This is a genomic window from Aeromonas sp. R4-3 (assembly GCF_040908275.1).
GTDB classification, from domain to species: domain Bacteria; phylum Pseudomonadota; class Gammaproteobacteria; order Enterobacterales; family Aeromonadaceae; genus Aeromonas; species Aeromonas rivipollensis.
Genome location: NZ_JBFODK010000001.1, coordinates 60,616 through 85,693, shown reverse-complemented (window position 1 = coordinate 85,693; position 25,078 = coordinate 60,616). Strand labels below are relative to the sequence as shown.

At 63.7% G+C, this 25,078-nt stretch carries 20 protein-coding genes and 1 other RNA gene; 8 read left to right on the top strand and 13 right to left on the bottom strand.

What is annotated here, in order from left to right:
• Positions 1 to 2: 2 nt before the first annotated feature.
• From hxsB to AB5Y91_RS00320, 8 genes are all read right to left on the bottom strand, one after another.
• On the bottom strand, positions 3 to 1,457 hold the full coding sequence (hxsB, locus tag AB5Y91_RS00355) for a His-Xaa-Ser system radical SAM maturase HxsB (RefSeq protein ID WP_139729361.1): 1,455 nt from the start codon (positions 1,455 to 1,457) through the stop codon (positions 3 to 5).
• Positions 1,447 to 1,737 carry a His-Xaa-Ser system protein HxsD gene (gene hxsD, locus AB5Y91_RS00350; protein WP_205598927.1) on the bottom strand — a complete coding sequence of 97 codons (291 nt, stop codon included), beginning with the start codon at positions 1,735 to 1,737 and terminating at the stop codon, positions 1,447 to 1,449. Before hxsD ends, hxsB begins: the two co-directional genes overlap by 11 nt.
• A gap of 538 nt (positions 1,738 to 2,275) precedes the next feature.
• Complete coding sequence (gene gcvP, locus AB5Y91_RS00345; protein WP_368168822.1) at positions 2,276 to 5,152, bottom strand: aminomethyl-transferring glycine dehydrogenase; 2,877 nt, start codon at positions 5,150 to 5,152, stop codon at positions 2,276 to 2,278.
• A 300-nt stretch (positions 5,153 to 5,452) separates the two neighbouring features.
• A complete protein-coding gene (gene gcvH / locus AB5Y91_RS00340) occupies positions 5,453 to 5,842 on the bottom strand; it encodes a glycine cleavage system protein GcvH (protein ID WP_025327266.1) in 390 nt (129 codons plus the stop codon).
• A 77-nt stretch (positions 5,843 to 5,919) separates the two neighbouring features.
• Positions 5,920 to 7,017, bottom strand: coding sequence for a glycine cleavage system aminomethyltransferase GcvT (gcvT, locus tag AB5Y91_RS00335; protein WP_368168821.1), 1,098 nt, complete (start codon positions 7,015 to 7,017; stop codon positions 5,920 to 5,922).
• A 387-nt stretch (positions 7,018 to 7,404) separates the two neighbouring features.
• Positions 7,405 to 8,625, bottom strand: coding sequence for an FAD-dependent 2-octaprenylphenol hydroxylase (locus AB5Y91_RS00330; RefSeq protein WP_368168843.1), 1,221 nt, complete (start codon positions 8,623 to 8,625; stop codon positions 7,405 to 7,407).
• 99 nt (positions 8,626 to 8,724) lie between these two features.
• Positions 8,725 to 9,948 (bottom strand): 2-octaprenyl-6-methoxyphenyl hydroxylase, encoded by a 1,224-nt coding sequence (gene ubiH, locus AB5Y91_RS00325; RefSeq protein WP_368168820.1) that lies wholly within the window; start codon positions 9,946 to 9,948, stop codon positions 8,725 to 8,727.
• Positions 9,949 to 10,156: 208 nt separating this feature from the next.
• Positions 10,157 to 10,726, bottom strand: coding sequence for a UPF0149 family protein (locus AB5Y91_RS00320; RefSeq protein ID WP_106886558.1), 570 nt, complete (start codon positions 10,724 to 10,726; stop codon positions 10,157 to 10,159).
• Positions 10,727 to 10,899: 173 nt separating this feature from the next.
• On the opposite strand from AB5Y91_RS00320, the gene zapA reads away from it, so the two are divergent.
• The 8 genes from zapA (at position 10,900) to AB5Y91_RS00280 (ending at position 18,624) form a co-directional block, all read left to right on the top strand.
• Positions 10,900 to 11,232, top strand: coding sequence for a cell division protein ZapA (gene zapA / locus AB5Y91_RS00315; RefSeq protein ID WP_025327271.1), 333 nt, complete (start codon positions 10,900 to 10,902; stop codon positions 11,230 to 11,232).
• A 16-nt stretch (positions 11,233 to 11,248) separates the two neighbouring features.
• Positions 11,249 to 11,431: non-coding RNA, 6S RNA (gene ssrS, locus AB5Y91_RS00310), on the top strand.
• Positions 11,432 to 11,634: 203 nt separating this feature from the next.
• Positions 11,635 to 12,651, top strand: coding sequence for a LacI family DNA-binding transcriptional regulator (locus AB5Y91_RS00305; RefSeq protein WP_168235280.1), 1,017 nt, complete (start codon positions 11,635 to 11,637; stop codon positions 12,649 to 12,651).
• A 51-nt stretch (positions 12,652 to 12,702) separates the two neighbouring features.
• Positions 12,703 to 14,190: a sugar ABC transporter ATP-binding protein gene (locus tag AB5Y91_RS00300; protein ID WP_368168819.1), complete on the top strand. Its 1,488-nt coding sequence runs from the start codon at positions 12,703 to 12,705 to the stop codon at positions 14,188 to 14,190.
• Entirely contained in the window at positions 14,171 to 15,163 is a 993-nt protein-coding gene (locus AB5Y91_RS00295) for an ABC transporter permease (protein ID WP_262110699.1), read from the top strand. Before AB5Y91_RS00300 ends, AB5Y91_RS00295 begins: the two co-directional genes overlap by 20 nt.
• 115 nt (positions 15,164 to 15,278) lie before the next feature.
• Positions 15,279 to 16,247 (top strand): substrate-binding domain-containing protein, encoded by a 969-nt coding sequence (locus AB5Y91_RS00290; RefSeq protein WP_368168818.1) that lies wholly within the window; start codon positions 15,279 to 15,281, stop codon positions 16,245 to 16,247.
• Positions 16,248 to 16,396: 149 nt separating this feature from the next.
• Positions 16,397 to 17,482 carry a sugar phosphate isomerase/epimerase family protein gene (locus AB5Y91_RS00285; protein WP_368168817.1) on the top strand — a complete coding sequence of 362 codons (1,086 nt, stop codon included), beginning with the start codon at positions 16,397 to 16,399 and terminating at the stop codon, positions 17,480 to 17,482.
• A complete protein-coding gene (locus AB5Y91_RS00280) occupies positions 17,479 to 18,624 on the top strand; it encodes a Gfo/Idh/MocA family protein (RefSeq protein ID WP_368168816.1) in 1,146 nt (381 codons plus the stop codon). The genes AB5Y91_RS00285 and AB5Y91_RS00280 overlap by 4 nt, the downstream gene beginning before the upstream one ends.
• Before the next feature lie 118 nt (positions 18,625 to 18,742).
• Here the strand turns inward: AB5Y91_RS00280 and emrD are convergent, their stop codons facing one another.
• From emrD to AB5Y91_RS00255, 5 genes are all read right to left on the bottom strand, one after another.
• A complete protein-coding gene (gene emrD, locus AB5Y91_RS00275; protein ID WP_111913213.1) occupies positions 18,743 to 19,942 on the bottom strand; it encodes a multidrug efflux MFS transporter EmrD in 1,200 nt (399 codons plus the stop codon).
• Between the two features lie 288 nt (positions 19,943 to 20,230).
• A complete protein-coding gene (locus AB5Y91_RS00270) occupies positions 20,231 to 21,661 on the bottom strand; it encodes an ABC transporter ATP-binding protein (protein ID WP_368168815.1) in 1,431 nt (476 codons plus the stop codon).
• Positions 21,658 to 22,464, bottom strand: coding sequence for an ABC transporter permease (locus AB5Y91_RS00265; RefSeq protein ID WP_368168814.1), 807 nt, complete (start codon positions 22,462 to 22,464; stop codon positions 21,658 to 21,660). Before AB5Y91_RS00265 ends, AB5Y91_RS00270 begins: the two co-directional genes overlap by 4 nt.
• Positions 22,465 to 22,466: 2 nt before the next feature.
• Complete coding sequence (locus AB5Y91_RS00260) at positions 22,467 to 23,429, bottom strand: ABC transporter permease (protein ID WP_368168813.1); 963 nt, start codon at positions 23,427 to 23,429, stop codon at positions 22,467 to 22,469.
• A complete protein-coding gene (locus AB5Y91_RS00255) occupies positions 23,426 to 24,952 on the bottom strand; it encodes an ABC transporter substrate-binding protein (RefSeq protein ID WP_368168812.1) in 1,527 nt (508 codons plus the stop codon). Before AB5Y91_RS00255 ends, AB5Y91_RS00260 begins: the two co-directional genes overlap by 4 nt.
• Positions 24,953 to 25,078: the final 126 nt, after the last annotated feature.

The window sequence follows — 25,078 nt, the reverse complement described above, 5'->3', positions numbered from 1 at the left end:
GCTCACTTACCCCTTGTGACCCATGAAGTGAATACATCCTTGTTCTCTTCAAGGAGGCTGAACAAGTGGCGATACAACGGTTTCTGCTTATTGCAAAAGTCATTCTTAGCCCTGTGTCCACCCAGGTCGCCAGTACGGGAATAGTTCTGGATGGGGTTGGCACCACAGTAGGGTAAATAGGCGCAATAGGCGCAAGCCGGAAGGGATTCGGCCACCCCGCTCATCAATATCTCACCCATCACATCCGACGAAATCAGCTCCACATAGGGCGCCTCTACTGAGCCCAAACAGAATTTGTTATCGCCCATGTCATAGAGCATTCGGGCTTCATCGGACGGGTATACATAGCTGTTGTAGTGATAGACCAGCACCCCGGTGCCATCGCCACAGGGCGAGCGCAGATCCACATAGCCCACCGCACGTCCGGTCAGCATGTTGTTCAGTGCCAAGGACGCCGTGACTTCATCTAGGTAGTAGCCTGCTTTATTGATATCGATGATGTATTGCAGGCTCTTTTGATAAAACGCGAAATAATCGGCAGCGGTATAACTGACCTTGCTTTCCTTTTTGACGGCAAAGCCATACATGTTGAGCGGCCGTAAGAATATCGAATGGAAGCCATGCTTCACATACTCATCTACGATCTCCTGGTGAAAAGGTAGACTGTCTTTGGTGATGGTAGTCATGGCGGCGATGGCCTCTTCGCCAATGGCCTCTCTCACCTTTCGAATACCCGCAAGGGTACTTTGATAGCTATTACCACAAGAGGATGGCCGATTTTTGTTGTGTAGCGCTTCTGGGCCATCCAGCGACGTTGAGATCTGAATACTATGGTGCTTGATAAAATCCAGCATCTCATCGGTAATGTATTGCAGGCTAGTGGCAATGACAAACACGAGGCTCTTGCCATGCACACTGTTTTTTTCGTGAGCGTAGTCCACGATAAATTTAATTAAATCGAAGGCGAGCAAAGGCTCACCTCCCTGAAACTCAATGGTGATGCGTTGGTTGGGTGATTCGAACACCCGATCTACCGCATTTCTGGCCGTCTCTTGTGACATGTCGTACTGTGACGAGGCCACTGATTTGCGGCTCGCCTGACAATACTCGCAAGAATTTCCACAACGTAATGTGATCACAAAGATATGCAGTCCAGGCCCGCCACTGAGGAAAGATTTGCGCTGCCTGTATTTGGCAGATAAACAGCGCAACGCATATGAATCCTCAGAGCTCGCCAAGAAACTCTTTCGTTTTAACTCTTGATATAACTCAGTGTTAGTTGGCAGTTCGCCAGCCACCAAGTCTTGCAGTGCAAGATCCTGAATTAATGAAAACTCACCAACTGCATTGACGATGAGTATTTCATCTTGACTCAAGCGCTCAAAGTTAAAGGGAAACAGTGTATAGTCTTTATCTTTGTCAGCAAAATAGGCTTTATTTTTAAATCTATTGTGCATTAACCGGTTCGCTCCATGCTTCACGCAGCGCAGCACACACCAACGCCTCTTTCACTACCTTCGTTTTTTCCTCAATCACTACCCGCAACTCGTGGTCAATCAGCGCATTTTTAAATTCAGCCTCAAAGTCGCTGGCTATCGGGGTGCTATCTAATGCCGCAACAGTAATGAAATACATTCCACTTTTCATTTTAATTTCGAAATTAAAGTTGCCTGCAAACCCGTAACAAGTTCGCAATATGGCATCTTTGCTGAAAAAAGGGTCGATAATTACGATCATGATTACACTCAGGAAATAAATATGAGGGAAACAAAGAACTCCGCCATCATACCAAAAAAGAGGTATCGAAGTGAATTTTCAAGTTAGGATTGTTTGGATTATCTGAGCTATGCTTGCGTTAGCTCAATGTTTAGGTGCAATGCCCACGACTGAACATCGCATACTTGGTGTTGTGAATGGCAGATGCTGTTACCATAATGTGTTGGTAAGTTGTTTCTCCCCTTCATGTGCCTATCGTTAGACCCCCTTCGGTACCCAGATTACCCTTTGGAACCATGCCAGTGGTTAACCCGATAGGGAGATTTGAGTAATAACGCAAACTTTTTTATCAAGTATACCGCGCCCTTGATATATGAATGTTACTGTTCTACTAACAACGGTCTAATAAATTCTTCATTTGTAATTTAATTACATTTTATCAAACCAAACATAAAAAAGGCCCTGCTTTTGCAGGGCCTTTTAGTTTCCAACTTAAATGGTCGGTTTCCAACTTCAATGTCACGGTTTCCAACTTAAATGGCCGTGATCAGCGCCGCTATTACTTGGCGTAATCCTCGGTCGGAACGCAGGAGCAGAACAGGTTGCGATCGCCGTAGACGTCGTCGATGCGGTTGACCGAGGGCCACAGCTTGCTGGCGCGCACGGCCTCGGACGGGAAGACAGCTTCGGCGCGGGTGTAACCGCGGCTCCACTGCTCGTCCATGACGTCATCCTGGGTGTGGGGCGCATTGACCAGAGGGTTGTCGGTCAGGCTCCAGTGGCCGTCCTGCACCCGGGCTATCTCGGCGCGAATGGCGGTCATCGCCTCAACGAAGCGGTCCAGCTCACGCTTGGATTCCGACTCGGTCGGCTCGACCATCAGGGTCCCCGCCACCGGGAAGCTCATGGTCGGCGCGTGGAAGCCGTAGTCCATCAGGCGCTTGGCCACGTCCATCTCGCTGATGCCACTGGCTTCTTTGAGCGGGCGGATGTCCAGGATGCACTCGTGAGCCACCCGGCCGTTGCGCCCGGTATAGAGCACGGGGAAGGATTCCCCCAGCTTCTTGGCCAGGTAGTTGGCGTTGAGGATGGCGACCTGGGTGGATTTTTTCAGCCCCTCGTCCCCCAGCATGGCGATGTACATCCAGCTGATGGGCAAAATGCTGGCCGAACCGAAGGGTGCCGCCGAGACGGCGCCGTTGTCACGGCTCTCCTTGTCGGTCTTGACCACCGCATGACCGGCCACGAAGGGTGCCAGGTGCTGCTTCACGCCTATGGGGCCCATGCCCGGGCCGCCACCGCCATGGGGAATGGCGAAGGTCTTGTGCAGGTTGAGGTGCGACACGTCAGCGCCGATAAAGCCCGGTGCAGTGAGGCCCACCTGGGCGTTCATATTGGCGCCGTCGAGGTACACCTGACCGCCATATTGGTGAACGATGTCGCACACCTCCTTGATGGTCTCCTCGTACACCCCGTGGGTGGAGGGGTAGGTCACCATCAGGCAGGAGAGTTGATCCCCCACCTCGGCGGCCTTGGCACGCAGATCATCGAGATCGACGTTACCGAACTTGTCGCAGGCGGTGACGATGACCTTGAGGCCCGCCATCTGGGCTGAGGCCGGGTTGGTGCCGTGGGCCGAAGCCGGAATGAGGCAGACATCGCGATGCCCTTCGCCGCGGGACTCGTGGTACTTCTTGATGGCAAGCAGACCGGCGTATTCGCCCTGGGCGCCGGAGTTCGGCTGCATGCAGACTGCATCGTAACCTGTCACCTTCACCAGCCAGTCTTCGAGGTCTGCCAGCAGCAGCTGGTAACCCTGGGTCTGGGCCAGCGGAGCGAAGGGGTGCAGCTTGCCAAACTCGGGCCAGGTCACCGGGATCATCTCGGCGGTGGCGTTGAGCTTCATGGTGCAGGAGCCCAGGGAGATCATGGCGTAGTTCAGGGCCAGATCCTTGGCTTCGAGACGGTGGATGTAGCGCAGCATCTCGGTCTCGGAGTGGTACTTGTTGAACACCTCGTGGGTCAGCACGGCGTCGGTGCGCAGCAGCTCCTGCGGGATGCCGTGGTGAGCCTGGGCCTTGGCATCCAGGGCCGCGACATCCAGGCCATGGCCCTGACCGAGGAAGAGGTCGAACAGCTCGGCCACGTCATCGCGGGTGGTGGTCTCGGAGAGGGACACGCCGACCGCACCGTCCAGATCGGCGCGCAGGTTGATGCCCAGCCCTTCGGCCTTGGCGATCAGCTCGGATTTGCCCGCGGTCAGCACTGTGAGGGTATCGAACCAGCTGTCGTGCTTGAGGGTCAGCCCCTTGGCGGTGAGCCCCAGCGCCAGGATGCTGGTCAGGCGGTGCACCCGGGAGGCTATGGTTTTCAGCCCCACAGGGCCGTGATAGACGGCGTAGAAGCTCGCCATGTTGGCCAGCAGCACCTGGGCGGTACAGATGTTGGAGTTCGCCTTCTCGCGGCGGATATGCTGCTCGCGGGTCTGCATCGCCATGCGCAGGGCACTCTTGCCACGGGCATCCTTGGAGACGCCTATGATGCGGCCCGGCATGGAGCGCTTGTAGGCATCGCGGGTGGCGAAGAAGGCGGCGTGGGGGCCACCGTAACCCATGGGCACGCCGAAGCGCTGGGCACTGCCGAACACCACGTCGGCCCCCAGTTCACCCGGGGATTTGAGCAGCAGCAGGGAGAGCATGTCGGTACCGACGCAGGCCAGTCCCTTCTGGGCCTGGACAGCGGCGATCAGGGAGCGCAGATCGGTCACATTCCCGGTGGTGGACGGGTACTGGAACATGGCACCGAACACCTCCTCGCTCACAGCGTCAGAGGCGGGGCCCACGGCCACGTCGAAACCGAAGTGCACGGCGCGCTCCTTGACCACGTCGATCACCTGGGGGTGAACGTCGTCGGCCACGAAGAAGAGATTGGACTTGGACTTGGCCATGCGCTTGGCCAGCGCCATGGCTTCGGCGGCGGCGGTGGCTTCATCGAGCAGGGAGGCGCTCGCCAGATCCATGCCGGTCAAGTCCAGGGTGAGCTGCTGGAAGTTGAGCAGCGCCTCGAGACGGCCCTGGGCCAGCTCCGGCTGATAGGGGGTGTAGGCGGTGTACCAGCCCGGGTTTTCCAGCACGTTGCGCAAGATGACGTGGGGCACGTGGGTGTCGTGATAGCCCATGCCGATGTAGCTCTTGGCGATCTGGTTCTTGGCCGCATAGCCCTTGAGCTTGGCCAGGGCTTCCACTTCGGTCATGGGGGCGCCGATACCGAGCGGGCCCAGGCGGCGGATGGCGGCAGGGACCGTCTGCTCAATCAGATCGTCCAGGCTCTCGGCGCCCACGGTGGCGAGCAGAGCCCGCACTTCTTCCTCACCCGGGCCTATGTGGCGACGGATGAAATCGGTTTTTTGCTCGAGTTCAAACAGTGACTGGGTCATTTCCCTATTTCCTGGTAAATAAGTCCTGGTATGAAATCCTGATAACCAAGACCTGATGTTCCTGATCGTCGGCGGATACCGACTCCACTCATGTTCTGGGCCCCGCAGACAGGGTGCGGCGCCGGATGCTGCGACAGCATCGACAGGGGATCGCCTTGTGGCGTACCGACCCGCTTGCCCCCTGGCAAGGCCAGGCTGGCAAAGGGCAGGCGCGGGCGATTTCACCCTTCCACCGGCCGGCGTGTGCCCGGCTGGCGGTCATACAAAGGGGCCCTGCTGTGTTGGCAGGGCCCGGGGGCATTACTCTTCGTCCACCACGTTCTGGTAGCCTTCGGCATCCAGCAGGTTGGCGAGCTCGCCCGCGTCATCCAGCTTGATGCGGAACAGCCAGCCGGCACCGTAGGGGTCGGAGTTGACCAGCTCGGGGCTGCCTTCCAGCTCTTCGTTGATGGCCAGGATCTCGCCACTCACCGGGCTGTAGATGTCGGAGGCGGCTTTCACCGACTCGGCCACGGCGCAATCTTCGCCGGCACTCACTTGCTTGCCCACTTCCGGCAGATCGACGAACACCATGTCTCCCAGCAGATCCTGGGCGTGCTCGGTGATACCGATCACGGCCTCGCCGTTGGCTTCAACACGGACCCACTCGTGGGAGGTGGCATATTTCAGTTCGCTCGGGATATGGCTCATTTGTGCTTCCTTTATGCTCTTGGATCGCTTCAACAAAATGGGGTCGGCGAAGGGACACCCTTCGCCGCAATCAATGATTACACCAGGGGCTGGCCGTTGCGCACGAAGGCCGGCTTGGTGACTTTGACGGTGACCAGCTTCTTGCGGATCTCCACCTGGGCTTCAGCGCCGATGTCGCGGGGCACCCGCGCCAGGGCGATGCTGTAGCCCAGGGTGGGGGAGAAGGAGCCGGAGGTGATCACCCCCTCCCGAGTCTCGCCGCTTGCTGTGGTGAAGGTGACCGGCATGCCGGCACGCAGCACCCCTTTATCGATCATCACCAGACCCACCAGCTTAGGGCTAGTGCCGGCGGCCTTCTGGTCTTCCAGGGCGGCGCGACCGATAAACTGGCGGGAGGCAGGCTCCCAGGCCAGGGTCCAGGCCATGTTGGCGGCCAGGGGGGAGATTGACTCGTCCATGTCCTGGCCGTAGAGGTTCATGCCCGCTTCCAGACGCAGGGTGTCACGGGCGCCGAGGCCGCAGGGGGCCACGCCGTTGTCCAGCAGGGCCTGCCACAGATCGCACGCCTTCTCCTGGGGGACCACGATTTCGTAGCCATCTTCGCCTGTGTAGCCTGTGGTGGCGATGAAGAGATCACCGGCCTGCACACCGAAGAAGGGCTTCATGCCTTCGACAGCCGCATTTTGCTCGGGGGTGAACACCTTGGCCGCCTTGGCCTTGGCGTGGGGGCCCTGCACCGCGATCATGGCAAGCTCCGGGCGCTCGGTCACGCTCACCCCAAAGTCGATGGCGTGGTGACGGATCCAGGCCAGATCCTTCTCGCGGGTGGCGGAGTTCACCACCAGGCGGTAGAAGGTATCGGTCAGGAAATAGGTGATGAGGTCATCGATGACGCCGCCTTCCGGGTTGAGCATGCCGCTGTAGAGGGCCTTGCCGGGGACGGTGAGCTTGGCCACGTCGTTGGCCAGCAGGTGTTGCAGGAAGGCTTTGACCCGCTCGCCGGTCAGGTCGACTATGGTCATGTGGGAGACATCGAACATGCCCGCATCGCTGCGCACCGCGTGGTGCTCTTCCAGCTGGGAGCCGTAGTTGATGGGCATTTCCCAACCGTGGAAGTCCACCATCTTGGCGCCAGCTTCCAGGTGTTTGGGATGCAGTACAGTAGTCTGGATCATCGCTGTGTTTCCTTAAGCGTTCGCGACAACGCTCGCAATCCGCTCCGGCTCCCCAGCACAGCGGGAGGGCGGACTACAAGGTCTGTGCTCGTTCCCACCCGTGGGGCAGGAGTGATTCCTTGAACGGTGCGGATTATATGACAAGAGCGCCTGGGTGCCGCTCAAAAAAAACTAATACCGCCCCGACAAACTGACACCAGACACTAAGACAAAAACAGTGATAAAAACAGTACAAACCCGGCATGCGCGAGATTTAATGTTGATTTTTACCGTTACGTCACAATTTACAGAAAAACGTTTCGCTTCCCGCCAACATTAAAGGCTGACACCCCGGAGGGGCATTCAGCCTTGTCAGATTAGTTTTATTGTCAAAACCCGGGAGTAAGATTAGATTTTTTCACCCTTGGCCAGGGCGGGCAGCTCACCCTCTAACCCCATGGCGGCCCGAATAACCCCTTGTTTGAGCGGCGCCAGACCATCAACGGCCCGCAGTCCCACCCCGCGCACCAGCTTCTTGAGGGGGTGGCTGCCACCAAATAGCCGCTTGAGCCCTTCCATCGCCGCCAACATGCGGGCAGCCTCGCTCTTGCGCCAGCGCTCATAGCCGCGCAGGTTGGCCAGCAGGCCGATATCCGCCCCCGAGCTCTGGCTCTTGAGGAGCTGCTCGGCCAGGGCCGCCGCATCCAGCAGGCCCAGGTTGACCCCCTGCCCCGCCAGCGGGTGTATGGTGTGGGCCGCGTCCCCCACCAGCACCAGCCGCTCGCGGGCAAAGTCCCGGGCATAGCGTGCGGTGAGCGGGATGGCGCTGCGGGCCCCCTCCACCTTGCACAGTCCCAGCCGCCCATCAAAGGCGGCGGTGAGCTGGCGATTGAACCCTTCGTCATCCAGGGCGCACAGCGCCTCGGCCCGTACGGCGGGCACCGACCAGACGATGGAGCAGAGGTCGGGTTGCCACAGGGGCAGGAAGGCGAGCGGGCCGTCGGGGGTGAAGATCTGGCGGGCCACCGCCTCGTGGGGCTCGGCACTTCGCACCGTCGCCACCAGGGCGTGGTGGCCGTAGTCCCAGCTGGTGAGCGGTATGTCCGCCTGGCGGCGCACCCAGGAGTGGGCACCGTCGGCGGCCACCACCACTTTAGCCGAGAGGGCGCGGCCATCTTCCAGCAGCAGCAGGGCTCCTGCATCGCTCACCTGCAGGCTCTGGGCCCGGGCCGGGGTGAGCAGGCTGATGTTGCTCGCCCCCGCAATGGCATCGAGCAGCGCCAGCTGGATGACCCGGTTTTCGACTATGTGGCCGAGTGCCGGTTGACGCAAGCTGGCGGCATCGAAGCCGATATGGCCGAAGCTGTCCTGCTCCCACACCTCCATGCTGCCATAGGGTTGCAGGCGCCGCGCCACTATCCCGTCCCAGGCACCGACCCCCTGCAAGATGCGCTGGCTGGCGAGGCTAAGGGCGCTGACCCTGTTGTCCGGTGCCTCCCCGAGCCCGGTGTCGGGCAACTGCCCCTCGACGATGGCGACCTTGAGCGCACTGTTCTTGAGGGCGGCGGCGAGCCCAAGGCCCACCATGCCACCCCCCACAATCACCACATCCACATTTTGCATCTGCATCATCTCTATCCTTTGGTGGCTGATCGCCGGGATCAGCAGGGGGACGCCCGCTGGCATCCCCTCATCAAGTTATCCGCTGCGGCCTCTTCTCGGCACACCTCATTTTCGACACAGGTCGGCGACGAACCCCAGGGTGCGGGAGGCGAGCGGCGCCTGCAGCCAGGGCAGTCGCCCCATCAGGGAGAGCGCCAGATTGCGGCCAGCCACCAGGGGCGCATGGCCGTTGGAGAAGAGCTGGGCCAGGGAGGAGGTGAGCCAGATGGTCTGCTCCTGATCTCCCTTGCGCCGCTGCCAGTATGCGTTCAGCACCTCGAAACTGCCGATGTCCTCCCCGGCCGCGAGGGCCCGGGCCACCGCCTGGGTGAGCAAGTCCAGGTCGCGCATGCCGAGATTGAAGCCCTGGCCGGCGATGGGGTGCAGCAGATGGGCGGCATTGCCCACCAGCACGGTACGCTGGGCCAGCGGATAGTCGGCCACCGTCAACACCAGGGGGTAGAGGTGACGCGCCCCGGTGCGCACGAAGCGCCCGAGCCGCCAGCCGAAGGCCTGCTGCAGGCGGGCCAGAAAGGCGGCGTCATCCAGCGCCATCAGGGCCTGCGCCTCGTCCCGTGCGACGCTCCACACCAGGGAGGAGAGCCCCTCCTGCATGGGCAGCAGCGCCAGCGGGCCCCCTTCGGTGAAACGCTCGAAGGCCCGGCCGGCGGGATCCTCGGCGGTCTTGACCGTGGCGATGATGGCGCTCTGCTCATAGTCATGGCGACTGACCGGTAGCTTGAAGTGCTGGCGCACGAAGGAGTTGCCCCCATCGGCCGCCACCAGCAGCCGAGTCTGGTAGCGCTCGCCGCTGGCGAGGGTCAGGGTCACCCCCTCCTCCTGCGGCGCTATGGTCGAAAGCTGCGCCGGACAGCACAGCCTGATGTTCGCGGTGGCGTCCATCGCCTGCTGCAGCTCTATGCCAGCGGCAGAGAGTTCGATCACCTGGCCGAGGGCAGGCAGACCAAACTGCGCCGCCGTGAGCCGGGTCTGGCCGCAGTGGCCCCGATCCGAGACATGGATATGGGTGATGGGGGCGCAGTGAGGGGCAAAACGGGACCAGAGCCCGTGACAGGCCAGCGCCTCGCAGGTGCCGGCGGAGAGCGCGATGGCGCGGGCATCGAAGCCGGGATGGCGATGAAGTTCGGGGGCGCTCGCCTCCAGCAGCAGGATCTGCAGGGGGGCACCGCTCGGCCCTTTCAGGGCGGCGAGGGAGAGGGCCAGCACGGCACCGCTCATACCACCGCCGACGATAGCCACGTCGACGTGAACCGGATCAGAATGAGACATGAGAAGAGGGCATAGGCTAAAAACGTGGGCCAATGCTATCACAAAGCCGGGAGACGGGATGCGAGGCCACGGGCAAAAAACCGATTTGGCACCGTCAGTTGGCCCGCAAGACGGCGCCGAGCGCCCCCTCCCCCCGGGCAGAGCCGTCACCTAAAAAGAGCGCCATCAGGCGCTCTTTTCTATGTCAGTGTGGGGACTCTTGCGGTATTCAGTGCAGGGTCGGTGGGGCGCTCGGGGTATCCGGGCGCTTGCCAAACTCCTCGAACGCCATCATGACCCCGAGGCGCACGTGTTCGTAGAGCACCAGGAAGGAGGCTTCGTTCTCGTCATCCTCCTGATCGAACTCCGCGGAGACCTGGGTGATGCTGGCGATGTCCTGGATCATCTCCTGCAGCTCCTCGGAGGCCTTGGAGAGCTCCTGCTGCACCACGCCGAAACCGGCCAGGAAGGCCTGGGACCAGTCCACCAGGGCGTCGATACGCTCGTCGAGCGGCGCCTCGTCGCTTGGCAGCAGCAGTTCGACCCCTTTTTGCGCCATCAGGCTCTCGATGACACCCTGATAGAGATCTGTCATCACCTGGCGCACCGGCGCCGGCAGGCCGAAACCATCGTTGATCAGATCGTTGAAAGGGGGCAGCCAGCTCTTGTCATCCAGTACCACGCCACCGCACACCAGGCCGCAGATCACGCCATGGGCCTCGACAGCCGTCGCCATCAGCTCGTGCTGCTCCATCAGGTCGGCCACGGCCGCGTATTTCAGGGGGTTCGTTTTGCTCATCGAAGATCCGCTCAAAGTTCAGGCAAATATGCAAAAATTATGGCCGAGATCCTAGCATTCTCCCCCTCCCAGAGCCAGCAAGGCCTTGAAACTTCTGCATCTGCGCTATATAGTCCCGCCCAGTTGTCCACGTGGATAAAGGCGGGAATCAGCCCCGCCGTATTGAGGAAGGCATGAGCATAGAGGCCGTAGAAATCGTCATTTTGGGACGTCCCTACAAGGTATCCTGTCCCTTGGGACAACAGGATGCCCTGCGCCAGGCCGCCGACCAGCTGAGTGACAAGCTTATCGAGCTGCGTCAACGCTCCAAGGTCTCCAGCAATGAACAGCTTGCCATCATGGCAGCGCTCAATTTCTGTCATGAGCTCTGCCTTGAAAAAGACAAGAACCACCAATACTCTGAGACCATGGACAAGCGGATCAAGATGCTGCAGCGCACCATAGAAGCGGCCTTGATCGAGCACGGACAATATGGTGATTCCAGCGATGAGGGCCTTAAGCCCTAAGCGCGACCCGTTTTAAAATTCCCTGGGGTGTGCGTCAGCCGGTTCAAGTCCCCGAGCCGATAATCATACCCAACAGGAGTTCTATCTTCTGACTATTGCGCATGCTCGGCCCGACCGAGAAGCCTGCGGCCAGTTTAGGACTCCGCCTTGAACTCACGGTTCAAGGGCCCAAACCGGCAACGGCATCTCCGGGGTACCTAGTGCAAAAGCCCGTCATTGATATGACGGGCTTTTTTTATTCGTTCCCCCCACTCAGCCCCCTTCGCAGCAAAATCGCCATTAAAAATACGCACAATATCAACGCGATATCTGATTGTTATTTTTTTGTTACTTCCACCTTGCGAACTGTCCCTGTGTCACCTAAAAATGTAATCGATTACATTTCAACCACAGGAACCAGGAATGCGCCGCTCCCCCGCCCCCGTCAATCCCGTCTCCATGGCCGCCGTCGCGGCGCGGGCCGGGGTGTCGGTCGCCACCGTCTCCAGGGTGCTGAACCATCAGGAGGGCGTCACCGGCAAGACCCAGGCCAAGGTCAACCGCGCCGTCGAGGAGCTCGGCTATCGCGTCAATCAGCTGGCCAACAGCCTGCGCACCGCCAGAAGCTGGCTGCTGCTCATCATGGTGCCCGACCTCGGCAACCCTTTCTACATCGAGATAGTGCGCGGTATAGACAGAGTAGCCCGCCAGCACGGCTACTTCGTGCTGCTGTGCGACACCGGCGCCGATCCGGGCCGGGAGCGCTCGGCCTTCGAGCTGCTGCGCACCCACAGAGCCGACGGCGCCATCTGCCTGGATCCCGACTCCATCCAGCAGGGACTGAGCCAGGAGATCAACGCGCTGCCCTGGGTTGCCTGCTGCGAGTTTGACCCCGCCATGCCGGTTCCCTACGTGGGCATAGATAACCAGGGAGCGGCGGCGGAAGCGATCCGCTATCTGCTGAGCCGGGGCCACAGCCGCATCGCGCTCATAGGCGCGGATCCCGCCTACCTCTATGCCCGCCAGCGGGAGGCCGGGGTCCGCCAGGCCCTGGCAGAAGCCGGCCTCGCGCTGGCGGATGAGTGGAATATCCGGGTCACCAGCCTCAGCTTCCTGGCCGGGGCCGAGGCGGCGCAGCAACTGCTCGACTGCCCGCAGCGCCCCACCGCCATCTTCGCCGTCGCCGATGCGCTGGCCATAGGCCTGATGCACCGCTTGCAGGAGGCGGGGCTGCGCATCCCGGACGACATCGCCATCATGGGCTTCGATGACATACCCATGGCCGCCCAGCTCAATCCACCGCTCACCACCATGGCGCAACCCATGGAGGAGCTCGGTGCCGAGGCCGCCCAGTTGCTGTTGCAGCGCCTGAACGCCCCAGACACCCCGCTGATCGGGCGCCTGCTCCCCCATCGGCTCGTCAGCAGAGCGAGCGCCTGATGCACGCCCCCATCAGCAGACAGCGCGAGATAAGCATCAAAGGAGAAGCTGATGAGTCTCAGTGTCGAATTTAGCGGCGTCTGCAAGGACTTCGGCCCCATCCGGGTGCTGCACGGGGTCGACTTCAGCCTGGCGCCGGGGCGGGTCTACGGCCTGCTGGGGGAGAATGGCGCCGGCAAGTCCACCCTGATGAAGATCCTCGCCGGTTACGAGTCCATCAGCGCCGGGGTGATCCGCATCGATGGCGAGGAGCGCAGCTGGAGCTCCTCCCGGGAGGCGGAGCAGGCGGGCATAGTGCTCATTCATCAAGAGCTCAACCTGGCCGAGCACCTGACCCTGACCCAGAACCTCTTCCTCGGCCATGAGCTGACCAGGGGCGGTCTGCTGGACGAGCGCACCATGGCGACCCGGGCCCAGCACTATCTGGAGCAGGTCGGGCTGCAACGCGCCCCTGCCACCAAGGTGCGGCAGCTTATCGTCGCGGAGAAGCAGCTGGTGGAGATCGCCAAGGCGCTGTCACGCCAGGCCCGCCTGCTGATCATGGATGAGCCGACCGCTACCCTGACCCTGGGGGAGACGGCGCGGCTGTTCGCCCTCATCGCCAGGCTCAAGGCCCAGGGCACCACCATCATCTACATCTCCCACAAGCTGGACGAGGTCAAGCAGATCACCGACGAGGTGGTGGTCATGCGCGATGGTCGCTTCGTCAGCCGGGGGGAGACGGCGGCCTTCAGCCGCCAGCAGATGGCCAACCTCATGGTAGGGCGCGAGATGTCGGACATGTTCCCCCCCAGGCTGCCGCCGCCGGAGGGCACAGAGATCGCCCTCGCGGTGAGCGGGCTCTGCGTCCCCGGCTGGGTGACTGACCTCGATTTCGAGGTGCGCAGCGGCGAGATCTATGGCTTCGCCGGACTGGTGGGGGCCGGTCGCACCGAGGCCTTCGAGGCCATCCTCGGCTTGCGCGAGCGCCAGGGGGGCCGCATCCAGCTGGCAGGTAAGACAGTGCGCATCGACAGTCCGCTCGCCGCCATGCGCCAGGGACTCACCTATCTGCCGGAGGATCGCAAGGGCAAGGGGCTGCACATCGACCTCGGGCTGGCCGAGAACCTCACCCTGATGACGCTGGCGCGCTATGCCCACCCCTGGCTGGACAAGGGGGCCGAGCAGGCGGCCCTCACCCAGGCCATCAATGACTTCGGCATCAAGGCCGGCTCCCACTCGGCCCGGGCCCGCATGATGTCGGGGGGCAATCAGCAAAAGCTGGCTCTCGCCAAGTTCCTGCACCCGGACCCCAGGGTCATCGTCCTTGACGAGCCCACCCGGGGGGTGGATGTGGGCGCCAAACGTGACATCTATTTCCTGATCCAGCGACTGGCCGCCGAGGGGCACGCCGTCATCGTCATCTCGAGCGAGCTGATCGAGCTGATCGGCCTGTGCCACAGAGTCGCCGTGCTGCGGGCCGGCCGTCTCCAGGCGGTGCTGCCCGCCCATCATCTGACCGAAGAGGAGTTGATCGCCTATGCAACCGGTACCCACTGACACCCGCAAAGAGCGGTTGCTCTCCCTGCTATCGGCGACTGGCCCGCTGCTGGGGCTGATCCTGCTGTGCCTGCTCGGCGCCCTGCTCAACCCCGACTTCGCCACCCTGGACAACCTGCTCAACGTGCTGACCCGCACCGCCTTCATCGGCATCATAGCGGTGGGCATGACCTTCGTTATCATGTCCGGCGGCATCGATCTCTCGGTCGGCGCCATGGCAGCCCTGATCGCCGGTGCCATGATCCTCATCATGAACCGGCTCGGCGCCGGGGTGCTGGCGGATGCCCCTTTGCTGGTGGTTGTGCTCGGCATAGGGCTGGCCCTGCTGCTCGGCCTGCTGTTTGGCGCCGGTCACGGCCTGCTCATTACCAAAGGCAGGATTGAGCCCTTTATCGTCACCCTGGGCACCCTCGGCATCTTTCGGGCCGTGCTGACCTATCTGGCCGATGGCGGCGCCCTGACCCTGGACGATGCCCTCAGCGATAGCTACAGCCCCGTCTATTACGGCAGCCTGCTGGGGGTGCCCATCCCGGTCTGGGTCCTGCTGCTGGTGGCGCTGGCGGGGGGGCTGCTGCTCAACCGCACCGCTTTCGGCCGCCATGTGCAGGCCATCGGCTCCAACGAGCAGGTGGCGCGCTATGCCGCCATCCGGGTCGATCGGGTCAAGCTGCTCACCTATGCGCTGCTCGGGCTCTGCGTCGGCATTGCCACCCTGCTCTATGTGCCGCGTCTGGGATCCGCCACCCCCACCACAGGGCTCTTGTGGGAGCTGGAGGCCATCGCCGCCGTGGTGGTGGGGGGCACCTCTCTCAAGGGGGGAGAGGGGCGCATCTTCGGCACCCTGGTGGGCGCCATACTGCTGTCGGTCATCAGCAATATCCTCAATCTGACCAGCATCATCAGTGTTTACCTCAATGCCGCCGTGCAGGGCATAGTGATCATCATGGTTGCCTTCATGCAACACAGGCGTTGAGGCTGTTGTGGACAGGAAGACGAAAGCGAAGAAACGGCAATGACACCAGTGGCGGGGTCTCCCCTCGCCTGCGACAAGGAACGGGCAGCAGCCCAACAGTCAAGAGGCTATCAAGATGAACAAGATGCTACACAACTTAACGCTACACACCCTGGGCGCCTGCGCCCTGATGATCGCTGCCGGCAGCGCCTCGGCAGCCGAGAAGATGACCCTGGGGGTCTCCATCCCGACCGCGACCCACAGCTTCACCGCCGGCATCGTCTGGTGGGCCAACAAGGCCAAGGAGGATCTGGAGAAGGCCCATCCCGATCTCAAGGTGATCGTCAAGACCGCCGCCAATGCCCCTGAACAGGCCAACCAGCTGCAGGATCTGCTGACGGTCAACAAGATGGATACCCTGGTCATCTTCCCGTTCGAGTCAGCCTCCCTGACCAAGCCGGTGGCCCAGGTCAAGCAGAAGGGGGTCTATGTCACAGTGGTGGACCGGGGGCTGACGGACACCAGCGCCCAGGATGCCTATGTGGCCGGGGACAACACCGCCTTCGGCAAGCTGCCCGCCGAGTTCATCGCCAAGACCCTCAACGGCAAGGGAGACATAGTCGCCCTGCGCGGCATTCCGACCACTCTGGACAACGAGCGCTTCGAGGCCTTCAGCGGGGTGATGAAGCAGCATGGCGGCATCAAGATCCTCGACGCCAAATATGGCAACTGGAACCGGGATGACGCCTTCAAGGTGATGCAGGACTTCCTGACCCGCTTCAAGCACATAGACGCCGTCTGGGCCGCCGATGACGACATGGCGGTGGGGGTGATCAAGGCCATCGATCAGGCCAAGCGCACCGACATCAAGCTGGTGTTTGGCGGCGCCGGGGCCAAGGGGGCGATCAAGACCCTGATGGAGGGCAGCGATCCCCGCATCCAGGCCAACGTCTCCTACTCCCCCAAGTTCATGTATGACGCCATCATGCTGACCGCAGAGGCTCGCCTCAAGGGCGAACGGCTGCCGGCCAACACCATCATCCCCTCTGTGCTGATCACCCCGCAGACGGCCAAGGAGTTCTACTTCCCCGACTCCCCGTTCTAAGGCTGTCATATGTGAGAACCCCGGCCTCCCCTTCACGGGAGCCCAGACCCCACCCCAACCCTCCCCTTCGCAGGGGAGGGAGTTTTTACTCCTCCCCTTGTGAAGGGGGAGGCCGGGAGGGGGTTAACTGCCTTTATTCAGGAGTGCCCATGAAAACCATCAAGGGACCGGCCATCTTCCTCGCCCAGTTCATGGGGGAGCAGCCACCATTCGATACCCTCACCGGCCTGGCGGACTGGGCCGCCGGCCTCGGCTTTCGCGGCCTGCAACTGCCGACGGACCCGCGCCTGTTCGATCTGACCCGGGCGGCGGCCAGCCAGGATTATTGCGACGAGATAAGCGGCCTGCTGGCCGAGCGGGGGCTGGTCATCACAGAGCTCTCCACCCACCTGCAAGGCCAGCTGCTGGCGGTCCATCCTGCCTATGACGCCCTGTTTGATGGCTTCGCCCCGGCGGCGGTGCGCGGCAAGCCCGCCGCCCGCACCCAGTGGGCCGGCGAGCAGCTCAAGGCGGCGGCCATTGCCTCCCGAAGGCTTGGCCTCGAGGCCCACGTCACCTTCTCCGGCGCCCTCGCCTGGCCCTATCTCTACCCCTGGCCCCAGCGCCCCGCCGGCCTCGTCGAGGAGGCCTTCGCCGAGCTGGCCCGGCGCTGGCTTCCCCTGCTCAATGCCTTTGACGAGGCCGGAGTGGACGTCTGCTACGAGCTGCACCCGGGGGAGGACTTGTTCGATGGCGCCACGCTGGAGCGCTTCCTCGAGGCAACCGGCGATCATCCCCGCGTCAACGTGCTCTACGACCCCAGCCACATGCTGTTGCAGCAGCTCGATTACCTCGCCTTCCTCGACCTCTATCACGAGCGGGTGCGCGCCTTTCACGTGAAGGATGCCGAATTCAGGCCCTCGGGGCGCCAGGGGGTCTACGGGGGCTACGCCCCCTGGCTAGGGCGGGCGGGGCGCTTTCGCTCCCTGGGGGACGGCCAGATAGACTTTGGCGCCATCTTCAGCAAGCTCGCCCAGTACGACTACCCCGGCTGGGCCGTGCTGGAGTGGGAGTGCGCCCTCAAGCACCCGGAGGATGGCGCCGCCGAGGGGGCCGACTTCATCCGCAATCATATTATCCGGGTCGCCGAGCGCCCCTTCGATGACTTCGCCGGCAGCGGCCTGGCGCGAGAGGCGGTCAGAAGCCTGCTAGGCCTCAGTGCGGATCCGGCCGGCAAGCAAGGAGACAAGCGATGAAAAGACGACTGCGTCTGGGCATGGTCGGCGGCGGCCAGGGAGCCTTCATCGGCGCCGTGCATCGGCTGGCGGCCCGCATGGACGATCACTATGAGCTGCTCGCCGCCGCCCTCTCCGCCGATCCCGCCAATGCCCGCTCAAGCGCCCTCGCCCTCGGGCTGGATCCGGCCCGCGCCTACGAGGATTACGCCAGGATGGCCCAAGCCGAGGCGGCAAGGTCCGACGGCATAGAGGTGGTGGCCATCACCACCCCCAACCACCTGCACGCCCCGGTGGCGCGCGCCTTTCTCGAAGCCGGCATCCACGTTATCTGCGACAAGCCGCTGGCGCTGACCCTGGCGGAGGGAGAGGAACTCGCCCGCCTCGCCCGCCAGCGGCGGCGGCTGTTTGCCCTGACCCACACCTACTCGGGCTACCCCATGGTGCGCCACGCCCGCGAGCTGGTCGCCGCCGGCGCCCTGGGTGAGCTGCGCTACGTTCAGGTGGAATACCTGCAGGACTGGCTCGCCAGCCCCATCCCCCCGGGTCAGAACAAGCAGGCGGACTGGCGGGCCGACCCTGCCCGCGCCGGGCGAGCCGGTTGCCTCGGCGACATCGGCACCCACGCCTACCAGCTGGCGACCTTCATCACCGGGCAGTTGCCAAATGAGATCGCTGCCGAACTGCACAGCTTCGTGCCGGGGCGGCAGGTGGACGATCATCTGCAGGTCTGGTTGCGCTACTCCCAGGGGATGCGCGGATCGCTCAACGCCAGCCAGGTCGCCAGCGGCGAGGAGAACCGGCTGCAGATCCGCCTCTATGGCGACAAGGCCAGCCTGATCTTCCGCCAGGAGGCACCCAATGAGCTCTGGCTTACCCCCATTAGCGGCACCAGCCAGCGGCTGACCCGGGGCCGGGTAGAGAGCGCGGCGGCGCGCCACGCCAGCCGGGTGCCCGCCGGTCATCCCGAGGGCTATCTGGAGGCCTTCGCCCAGCTCTATACGGACGCGGCCTTGCAGATCCACGCCCTGGCGGCCGGGGAGGCGCCGCCCCCCGAGAGCCTGGCCCTCACCACTGTGGAAGACGGGGTGGCGGGCATGCGCTTCATCGAGACCAGCCTGGCCAGCCACGCCGCCGACGGTCGCTGGCTCCAGCTCTCCTGACCCGCCATGGCGGAAGGTGGGGCCCGCCGCAAAACCGGCGGGCGACCCTCCCCCTTCAGGCACAAGGCAATAAAAAGCCCGCCGACGAGGGCGGGCTCTTCACCTATCTTCGATGCACTCAGACGGCCATCTGCTCGTGGGGGGAGCCATGGTGGCGCAGCCAGAGGAAGCTCAAGGCCACGATCAGCACCATCACCACCATGATGGCCCCCAGGGTCAGCTGCCCCTCCATCGGGAAGCTGGCGGCCAGCAGGGTGACCACACCGGCCCCCAGGTTCTGCATGCCCCCCAGGATGGCCCCGGCGGTCCCCGCCTGCCCCGGGAAGGGCTCGATGGCGCAGGAGGTGGCGGTCGGGTAGAGGATACCGCTGCCGATGAAGTAGACGGCCGCGCCCCCCACCAGAGAGGCCGCACTCACCAGCCCGAACAGGCCGGGCACCAGTATGATGAGGGCCCCCAGCCCCAGGAAGGCGATGCCAAGGCGCATCAGCTTGCCCTGACTCAGCCGGAAGCTCAAGCGGGCGGAGAGCCAGGCGCCGAACAGATAGCCGGGCAGCGGCAGCACGAACAGCACGCTCACTGTGCGGGCGCTCAGTTTGAGTACGTCGCCGAGCAGCACCCCGGCCGCCGCCTCGAATACCGCAAGTCCCGCGAAGGTCGCCATCAGGCAGAGCAGGTTGCCCTGGAAGCGCGGGTTGCCGAGCACGTGGCGGTAGGCGGCGCCGACCCGCAGTGGCTGCTGACGGGCGCTCGCCGGCAGGGTCTCGCCAAACCAGGCCAGCAGGGCCAGGGTGGTCAGGGCGCCGAAGCCGAACAGGAACCAGTAGCCGGCGCGCCAGTTGAACAGCTCGGTCAGCCAGCCCCCCAGCACGGGGGCCAGCAGGGGGGAGAAGATCACCCCCATGCTCACCAGGCTGTTGGCGCGGTTGAGCTCGGCGCCGCTGTAGCGATCCCGCATCACTGTCCGGCTCATGGCGCCACCGGCCCCCGTGCCCAGCCCCTGGATGAAGCTGCCGGCCAGCAGGGCTGCAAAGTGCGGGATCAGCTGAATGGTCAGGGTGCCCACCAGAAACACCATCATGCCGATAAGCAGCACGGGGCGGCGGCCGATGCGATCAGACAGCGGACCGTAGACGAACTGGGAGAGGCCGTACGGGATCAGGTAGCAGGCCATCACCGCCTGCAACTGGCCGGAGGCCACATGAAAGTCCCCCGCCATCATGGGAATGGAGGGCACATAGAGGGTCTGGGTCATCTGGCCCACGGCGACCATCAGAATGGTCAGGAAAAACAGCGGATAAAAACTGTGCCGATACATATCTCAGTCCCGAAAAATCATCGAAAAGCTGCCCGCCTCTGGCAGAAAACCGCAGAGGGGATCCAATAAACAGGGTCGATCAAAGGTGAAACGCAAGGCGGAGGACCCGCACCCGCCAAGAGCAGGACGCTCTTTGGCTTGCGGTGATCTTAGTGATTCATGTCACAAAAAACGAACGAATCTTTATAATCTGCTTTCCCAAGTTTTTCTAATGTGACGGGGCCAGCGGCCCCGTCGAACTGACATCGAAAGGGAGCAGGACGCCTGTGCCCAGGTATCCCGCTCCCCTTAGCCCACCCGCCTCAACTCGGCTGGCGCCAGCCCCTGCTCGGGTGTGCCTGCCGCCCCCAGTCGCAGGCAGCGCCCGGCCACCTTGCCCGCCAGCGCCTCGTCATGGGTGACCAGCAGCAGGGCGCAGCCTATCTCCCCCAGCGCCCCTAGCAGGCAGGCGATGGTCTGCTGCTGGCTCAGGGGATCGAGCCGGGAGCTGGGCTCATCGGCAAAGAGCAGCACGGGGCGCAGCAACAGGGCCCGGATCAGCGACAGCCGTTGCAGCTCCCCGCCCGACACCTGGCTCGGCAGCCGGGTCAGCAGGCGCTCATCGAGGCCGAGCCGCGCCAGATAGTCGGTGAGGGGCTGGCGGGGCAGCCTGTGCAGGCGCAGCAGATCGTCAAACTGGGTGGCGAGGCGCACCCGGCTGGCGAAGGCCTGCACCGGATCCTGATAGAGCTTCTGCCAGCGGTGCGGGGTTATGCCCCCCTGGCGCAATACCCGCCCTCCCAGCGGGCGCTGCAACCCCAGCAGCACATTGCCGAGGGTGCTCTTGCCCGCGCCGCTCGGCGCCATGATGGCGAGCCGCTCCCCTTGTGCCAGTGGCAGATCCAGCCCCTCGAACAGGGTCTGTTCGCCATACCCCATGGTCAGCCCCTCCCCCCTGAGCAGCCAGTCGCCGGTGGGGGGATGCACCGCCTCGGGCCAGGCGGACGGCTCTGCCGCCAGCAGGGCGCGGGTGTAGGCATGGGAAGGCGTGTGCAGCACCTGCTCGGCGGGCCCCTGCTCCACTATCTCACCCCCCTTGACCACCAGCACCCAGCCCCCCAGCGCCCGGGCCAGGGAGAGATCATGGGTGATGGTCAGCAGGTGACGCCCCTCGGTCAGATAGCCCTGCAGCAATGTTTGCAGCCTGGCGCTGGCCCGGCTGTCGAGCCCCTTGGTGGGCTCGTCGGCGATGAGCAAACGGGCCTGCCCCAGGGTGGCGGCGGCAAAGGCGGCGCGCTGGGCCATGCCCCCGGAGAGCTGGTGCGGGAAGTGGCGCTCCCGCCCGGCGAGCCCGAGCCGCGCCAGGGCGTCCCGCGCCCGCGAGCGCGCCTCCTTGCCTCCCGCCAGCCAGCCCTCCTCCACCTGGGGCAGCAGCCCCATGGTGGGGTCCAGCGCCAGCACAGGCTCCTGGGGCAGCATGGCCAGCTCCCGCCCCCAGAGGGTGCGCAGGGCCTGGGGGTCCGCCAGGCTGTGGCGCCGGCCGCCCATCACCATCTCACCCCGGCCGCGCAGGGGAGCGGGCAGGGTCCCCATCAGGGCGTGGGCCAGCAGGGATTTGCCAGAGCCGCTCTCCCCAATCAGGGTCAAAGCACTGCCGGGGAGCAGGGTGAGATCCAGCGCCTGCAACAGGGTCTGCCGGCCGTCATCCACCTGCAGGCCCTTGATATGAATGGTCGTCATGGGGTGACTCCTTGTGGGGATGGGATGTGAAGAGTGCCCTTCTGATTGAGCAGCACCAGGGCCAGCAGCATCATTCCCATCACCAAGATGGGAGCCAGCAGCAGGCGAGGCGCCTCCTGATAGTGGGGCAGCGCCTCCGTCATCATCAGGCCAAGCTCAGGTGTAGGTGGCTGGATGCCCACCCCGACGAAGCCCAGGGTCGAGAGGGTCAGGATGGCCCCGGCGAGGCCAAAGGCCATCATGGTCAGCAACTGGGGGGCCAGCTCGGGCCAGAGGTGGCGTCGCACTATGTGGGCGTTGCCAAAGCCCAGCAGCCGGGACGCCTCCACCTGGGGCGAGGCAAGCAGCGCCCGGCTGCGGGCCCGCACCACCCGGTAGTATTCCACCCACTGGGCCATGGCCAGCCCGAGATAGAGGATGGCGAAGCCCCCCTGGGCCATGGCGGAGAAGAGCAGCACCAACAGCAGGCTCGGCAGAGCCAGCACGCCGTCGGCCAGGCTGCGCAGCAGACCGTCGACCCAGCCACCGCGCCAGGCTGAGAGCCAGCCCAGCAAGGATCCCAGTAGGGCTGCGGTGATGACGCACAGCATCCCCAGCAGCAAGGAGAGCCGGGTCGCCGCCGCAAGCCGCGCCATAAGGCTGCGGCCCATCTGATCCCGCCCGAGCGGCTCCTGCCAGGAGGGCTCGGCCAGGAACTGCACCAGATCCTGGGCGGCGGGGTCAGGCCAGAGCATTGGGCCCAGCAGGGCAAACAGCACCACCAGCAGGAGCAGGCTTGCTCCCGCCTTGACAGAGAAAGACATGATCAGGACTCCTTGGGACCGCGGGGATCGATGGCGAGACAGAGCAGATCCGTCAGGGTATTGAGCAGCACGAAGAGCGCCGCCAGCACCAGCACGGTTCCCTGCACCATGGGGATGTCGCGCCAGAAGATGGCGTGCACCAGGGCATGGCCGATGCCGGGCCAGGCGAACAGGCTCTCCACCACCACTACCCCTTCGATAAGCAGCACCAGTTGCACGCCGGTATAGGCGATGACGCTGACCCCGGTGTTGCGCAGGCCGTGACGCCTGAAGACCCGGGCGGGCGAGAGCCCCTTGGTCAGGGCGAAGCGGTAATAAGCGGACTGCACCACTGTGAGCACGCTCTCGCGCACCACCCGGGAGAGTACCCCCGAGAGCCCCAGCCCCAGGGTGAGGGCGGGCAGCAGCAGGTTGCTCCCCTCCCCGTGACCGGCGGCGCTGACCCAGCCCAACTCCACCGAGAGCAGCATCATGAGCACCAGGCCGAGCAGGAAGGGAGGCAGCGCACGCATCAGCACGCTCCAGCCCAGGGTCAGGCGATCGCACCATGCCCCCGGACGCAGGGCGCTCAGGCTGCCGAGCGGCAGCGCCACCACCAGGGCCAGGGCCACGGCGGCCACCGCCAGGGACAGGGTGGCCCCCAGGTGGTGAGCCACCTCGCTTGCCACAGGCGCCCCCGTCACCAGGGAGCTGCCGAGATCCCCCTGCAGCAGGGCGCCCAGCCAGTCAGCGAAGCGGGAGAGGGCCGAGCCGGCCAGCCCCAGCTCGCTGCGCACCGCATTGGCGGCCTCGGCGGTGACATAGTCATAACCGTAGCGGCCCGCGGCGATGCGAAAGGCGAGGTCCCCGGGCAGGGATTGCACCATCAGAAAGCAGAGCCCGGCCACCAGCAGGGCCACCATCAGCGCCTGCACCAGCCGCTGACCCAGGATCCCCATGACGGCGGAGAAGGGTGTCGCTGTCATTGGGCGCTCCATGTCAGCTTATCCAGACGGTAGCTACGCTCCTGGGGATCCAGCTCAAAGCCCTTTAGCGCACGGCTGACCGCCGCGCTCTGGCGATACCAGGCGATGGGCAGGAGCGGCAACTCCTGCTGCAAGGTGGTGGCGATGTCACGGCGCAGTGCCGCGGCCTCCCCGGCGGGCAGGGTCTCCTTGCCAAGGCGGGCCAGTTTTTGCTCCATGGCTTGGGATTGCCAGTTCATCACCCCCCAGTCGGCACCGGCGGGGGCCAGATCCCCCAGCAGGGTGACCAGGGGATCCGGCACCAGGGCATAGTTGCGGGCATAGAGGCCGAGCTGGAGCGAGCCATCCTGATGACCGGCCGGGATCTCGCTCGAGTTGCCCACTGCCACCTTGAGATCCACCCCCACCGCCTTCCACTGCGCCTGCAGTGCCGTGGCCAGCAGGGGCAATTCCGGGCGATCCGGGAAGGTGCGCAGGGTCAGGGCGAAACGCTCCTCCCCCTTGTGCAGCACGCCATCCGCCCCCAACAGCCAGCCTGCCGCCGCCAAGGCCGCCTGAGCTGCCTTGACGTCATAGGCGAGCGGGGTCAGCCCGGGTTGATGCCACTCCCCCAGGGTGGGAGGGAAGAGCTGGGTCGCCGCCATCTCGGGATCCCGCAGCAGGGCCGCAGCCATGCCACGGCGATCGATGGCGAGACTGAGGGCGCGGCGCACCGCTGGATCCTTCAGAAGAGGATCGGCCCCATTGAGCTTGAGCTGTATGGTGCGCGGCAGGGTGACGGAGGCGATGGCGACCCGGGGCGCCTGCTGCAACCGGCGGATGCTGACCGGATCCAGCCCCCAGGCGATGTCTGCCTGACCGCTCTCGGCCATCAGGGTGCGGCTCTCGGCACGGCCCACCGTCAGGTAGCTCACCTGCGAGATGGCAGGCTGGGGGCCCTGCCAGCCATCGAAGCGCTCGGTTTCGACTCGCTGGGGTTGCTGCAACCGGGTGATGCGATAGGGGCCTGAGCCGATGACCTGGGTCACCTCTCCCTTGGCATCATAGGCCTCCTTCGCCAGGATCTGGGTGCTGGGGTGAGCCAGCACGGCAGCCAAGGGGGCGAAGGGTTCGGTGAGGGTGACCAGCAGAGCCCCCTCGCGGGCCTCAATGGACGCTATGGGGGCGCTGGTCATGACGCCGGGTTTGCGCCAGGCCTGCTGCAGGGCAAAGGCGGCCTGCTCGGCGCTCACCTCGCTGCCATCGTGAAACCGGGCCCCGGGGCGCAGGGTGAATCGCCATTGCAAATCATCCCCGGAGCTTGACCACTGGCTGGCGAGTCCGGGTTGCAGATTGCCCTGGCGGTCGACCTCGACCAGAGTCTCCGCCACCTGCATGCGGGTAAAGAAGACCCCGTTGCTGGCAGGGTCGACACTGTGGATCTCCCAGGGCCCCACCATGGTCAGCGGCTTGCCGTGAGCGACATTCATCCCCGCCAGCAGTGCCAGTGCGCACCATCCCGAACTGCTGTGTATTTTTGTCATCCATTCCATCCAAACGATAATGATTACCAACCTAAAGGTGTCGTTATAACATAACAATTAATCGGAATGAATGACTTTTCATTTTTGATAAATGGCTTATTTACAGCGGGAAAGGGGTGAGCAGGT

Excerpts from the sequence above, each read along its gene's own strand:
- gcvP (WP_368168822.1), bottom strand. The coding sequence starts at position 5,152 with ATGACCCAGTCACTGTTTGAACTCGAGCAAAAAACCGATTTCATCCGT.
- AB5Y91_RS00285 (WP_368168817.1), top strand. The coding sequence starts at position 16,397 with ATGAAAACCATCAAGGGACCGGCCATCTTCCTCGCCCAGTTCATGGGG.
- zapA (WP_025327271.1), top strand. The coding sequence starts at position 10,900 with ATGAGCATAGAGGCCGTAGAAATCGTCATTTTGGGACGTCCCTACAAG.
- AB5Y91_RS00320 (WP_106886558.1), bottom strand. The coding sequence starts at position 10,726 with ATGAGCAAAACGAACCCCCTGAAATACGCGGCCGTGGCCGACCTGATG.
- AB5Y91_RS00255 (WP_368168812.1), bottom strand. The coding sequence starts at position 24,952 with ATGACAAAAATACACAGCAGTTCGGGATGGTGCGCACTGGCACTGCTG.
- AB5Y91_RS00330 (WP_368168843.1), bottom strand. The coding sequence starts at position 8,625 with ATGCAGATGCAAAATGTGGATGTGGTGATTGTGGGGGGTGGCATGGTG.
- AB5Y91_RS00270 (WP_368168815.1), bottom strand. The coding sequence starts at position 21,661 with ATGACGACCATTCATATCAAGGGCCTGCAGGTGGATGACGGCCGGCAG.
- AB5Y91_RS00305 (WP_168235280.1), top strand. The coding sequence starts at position 11,635 with ATGCGCCGCTCCCCCGCCCCCGTCAATCCCGTCTCCATGGCCGCCGTC.
- gcvT (WP_368168821.1), bottom strand. The coding sequence starts at position 7,017 with ATGATCCAGACTACTGTACTGCATCCCAAACACCTGGAAGCTGGCGCC.
- gcvH (WP_025327266.1), bottom strand. The coding sequence starts at position 5,842 with ATGAGCCATATCCCGAGCGAACTGAAATATGCCACCTCCCACGAGTGG.
- hxsB (WP_139729361.1), bottom strand. The coding sequence starts at position 1,457 with ATGCACAATAGATTTAAAAATAAAGCCTATTTTGCTGACAAAGATAAA.
- hxsD (WP_205598927.1), bottom strand. The coding sequence starts at position 1,737 with ATGATCGTAATTATCGACCCTTTTTTCAGCAAAGATGCCATATTGCGA.
- AB5Y91_RS00265 (WP_368168814.1), bottom strand. The coding sequence starts at position 22,464 with ATGTCTTTCTCTGTCAAGGCGGGAGCAAGCCTGCTCCTGCTGGTGGTG.
- AB5Y91_RS00280 (WP_368168816.1), top strand. The coding sequence starts at position 17,479 with ATGAAAAGACGACTGCGTCTGGGCATGGTCGGCGGCGGCCAGGGAGCC.
- AB5Y91_RS00295 (WP_262110699.1), top strand. The coding sequence starts at position 14,171 with ATGCAACCGGTACCCACTGACACCCGCAAAGAGCGGTTGCTCTCCCTG.
- AB5Y91_RS00260 (WP_368168813.1), bottom strand. The coding sequence starts at position 23,429 with ATGACAGCGACACCCTTCTCCGCCGTCATGGGGATCCTGGGTCAGCGG.
- emrD (WP_111913213.1), bottom strand. The coding sequence starts at position 19,942 with ATGTATCGGCACAGTTTTTATCCGCTGTTTTTCCTGACCATTCTGATG.
- ubiH (WP_368168820.1), bottom strand. The coding sequence starts at position 9,948 with ATGTCTCATTCTGATCCGGTTCACGTCGACGTGGCTATCGTCGGCGGT.
- AB5Y91_RS00290 (WP_368168818.1), top strand. The coding sequence starts at position 15,279 with ATGAACAAGATGCTACACAACTTAACGCTACACACCCTGGGCGCCTGC.
- AB5Y91_RS00300 (WP_368168819.1), top strand. The coding sequence starts at position 12,703 with ATGAGTCTCAGTGTCGAATTTAGCGGCGTCTGCAAGGACTTCGGCCCC.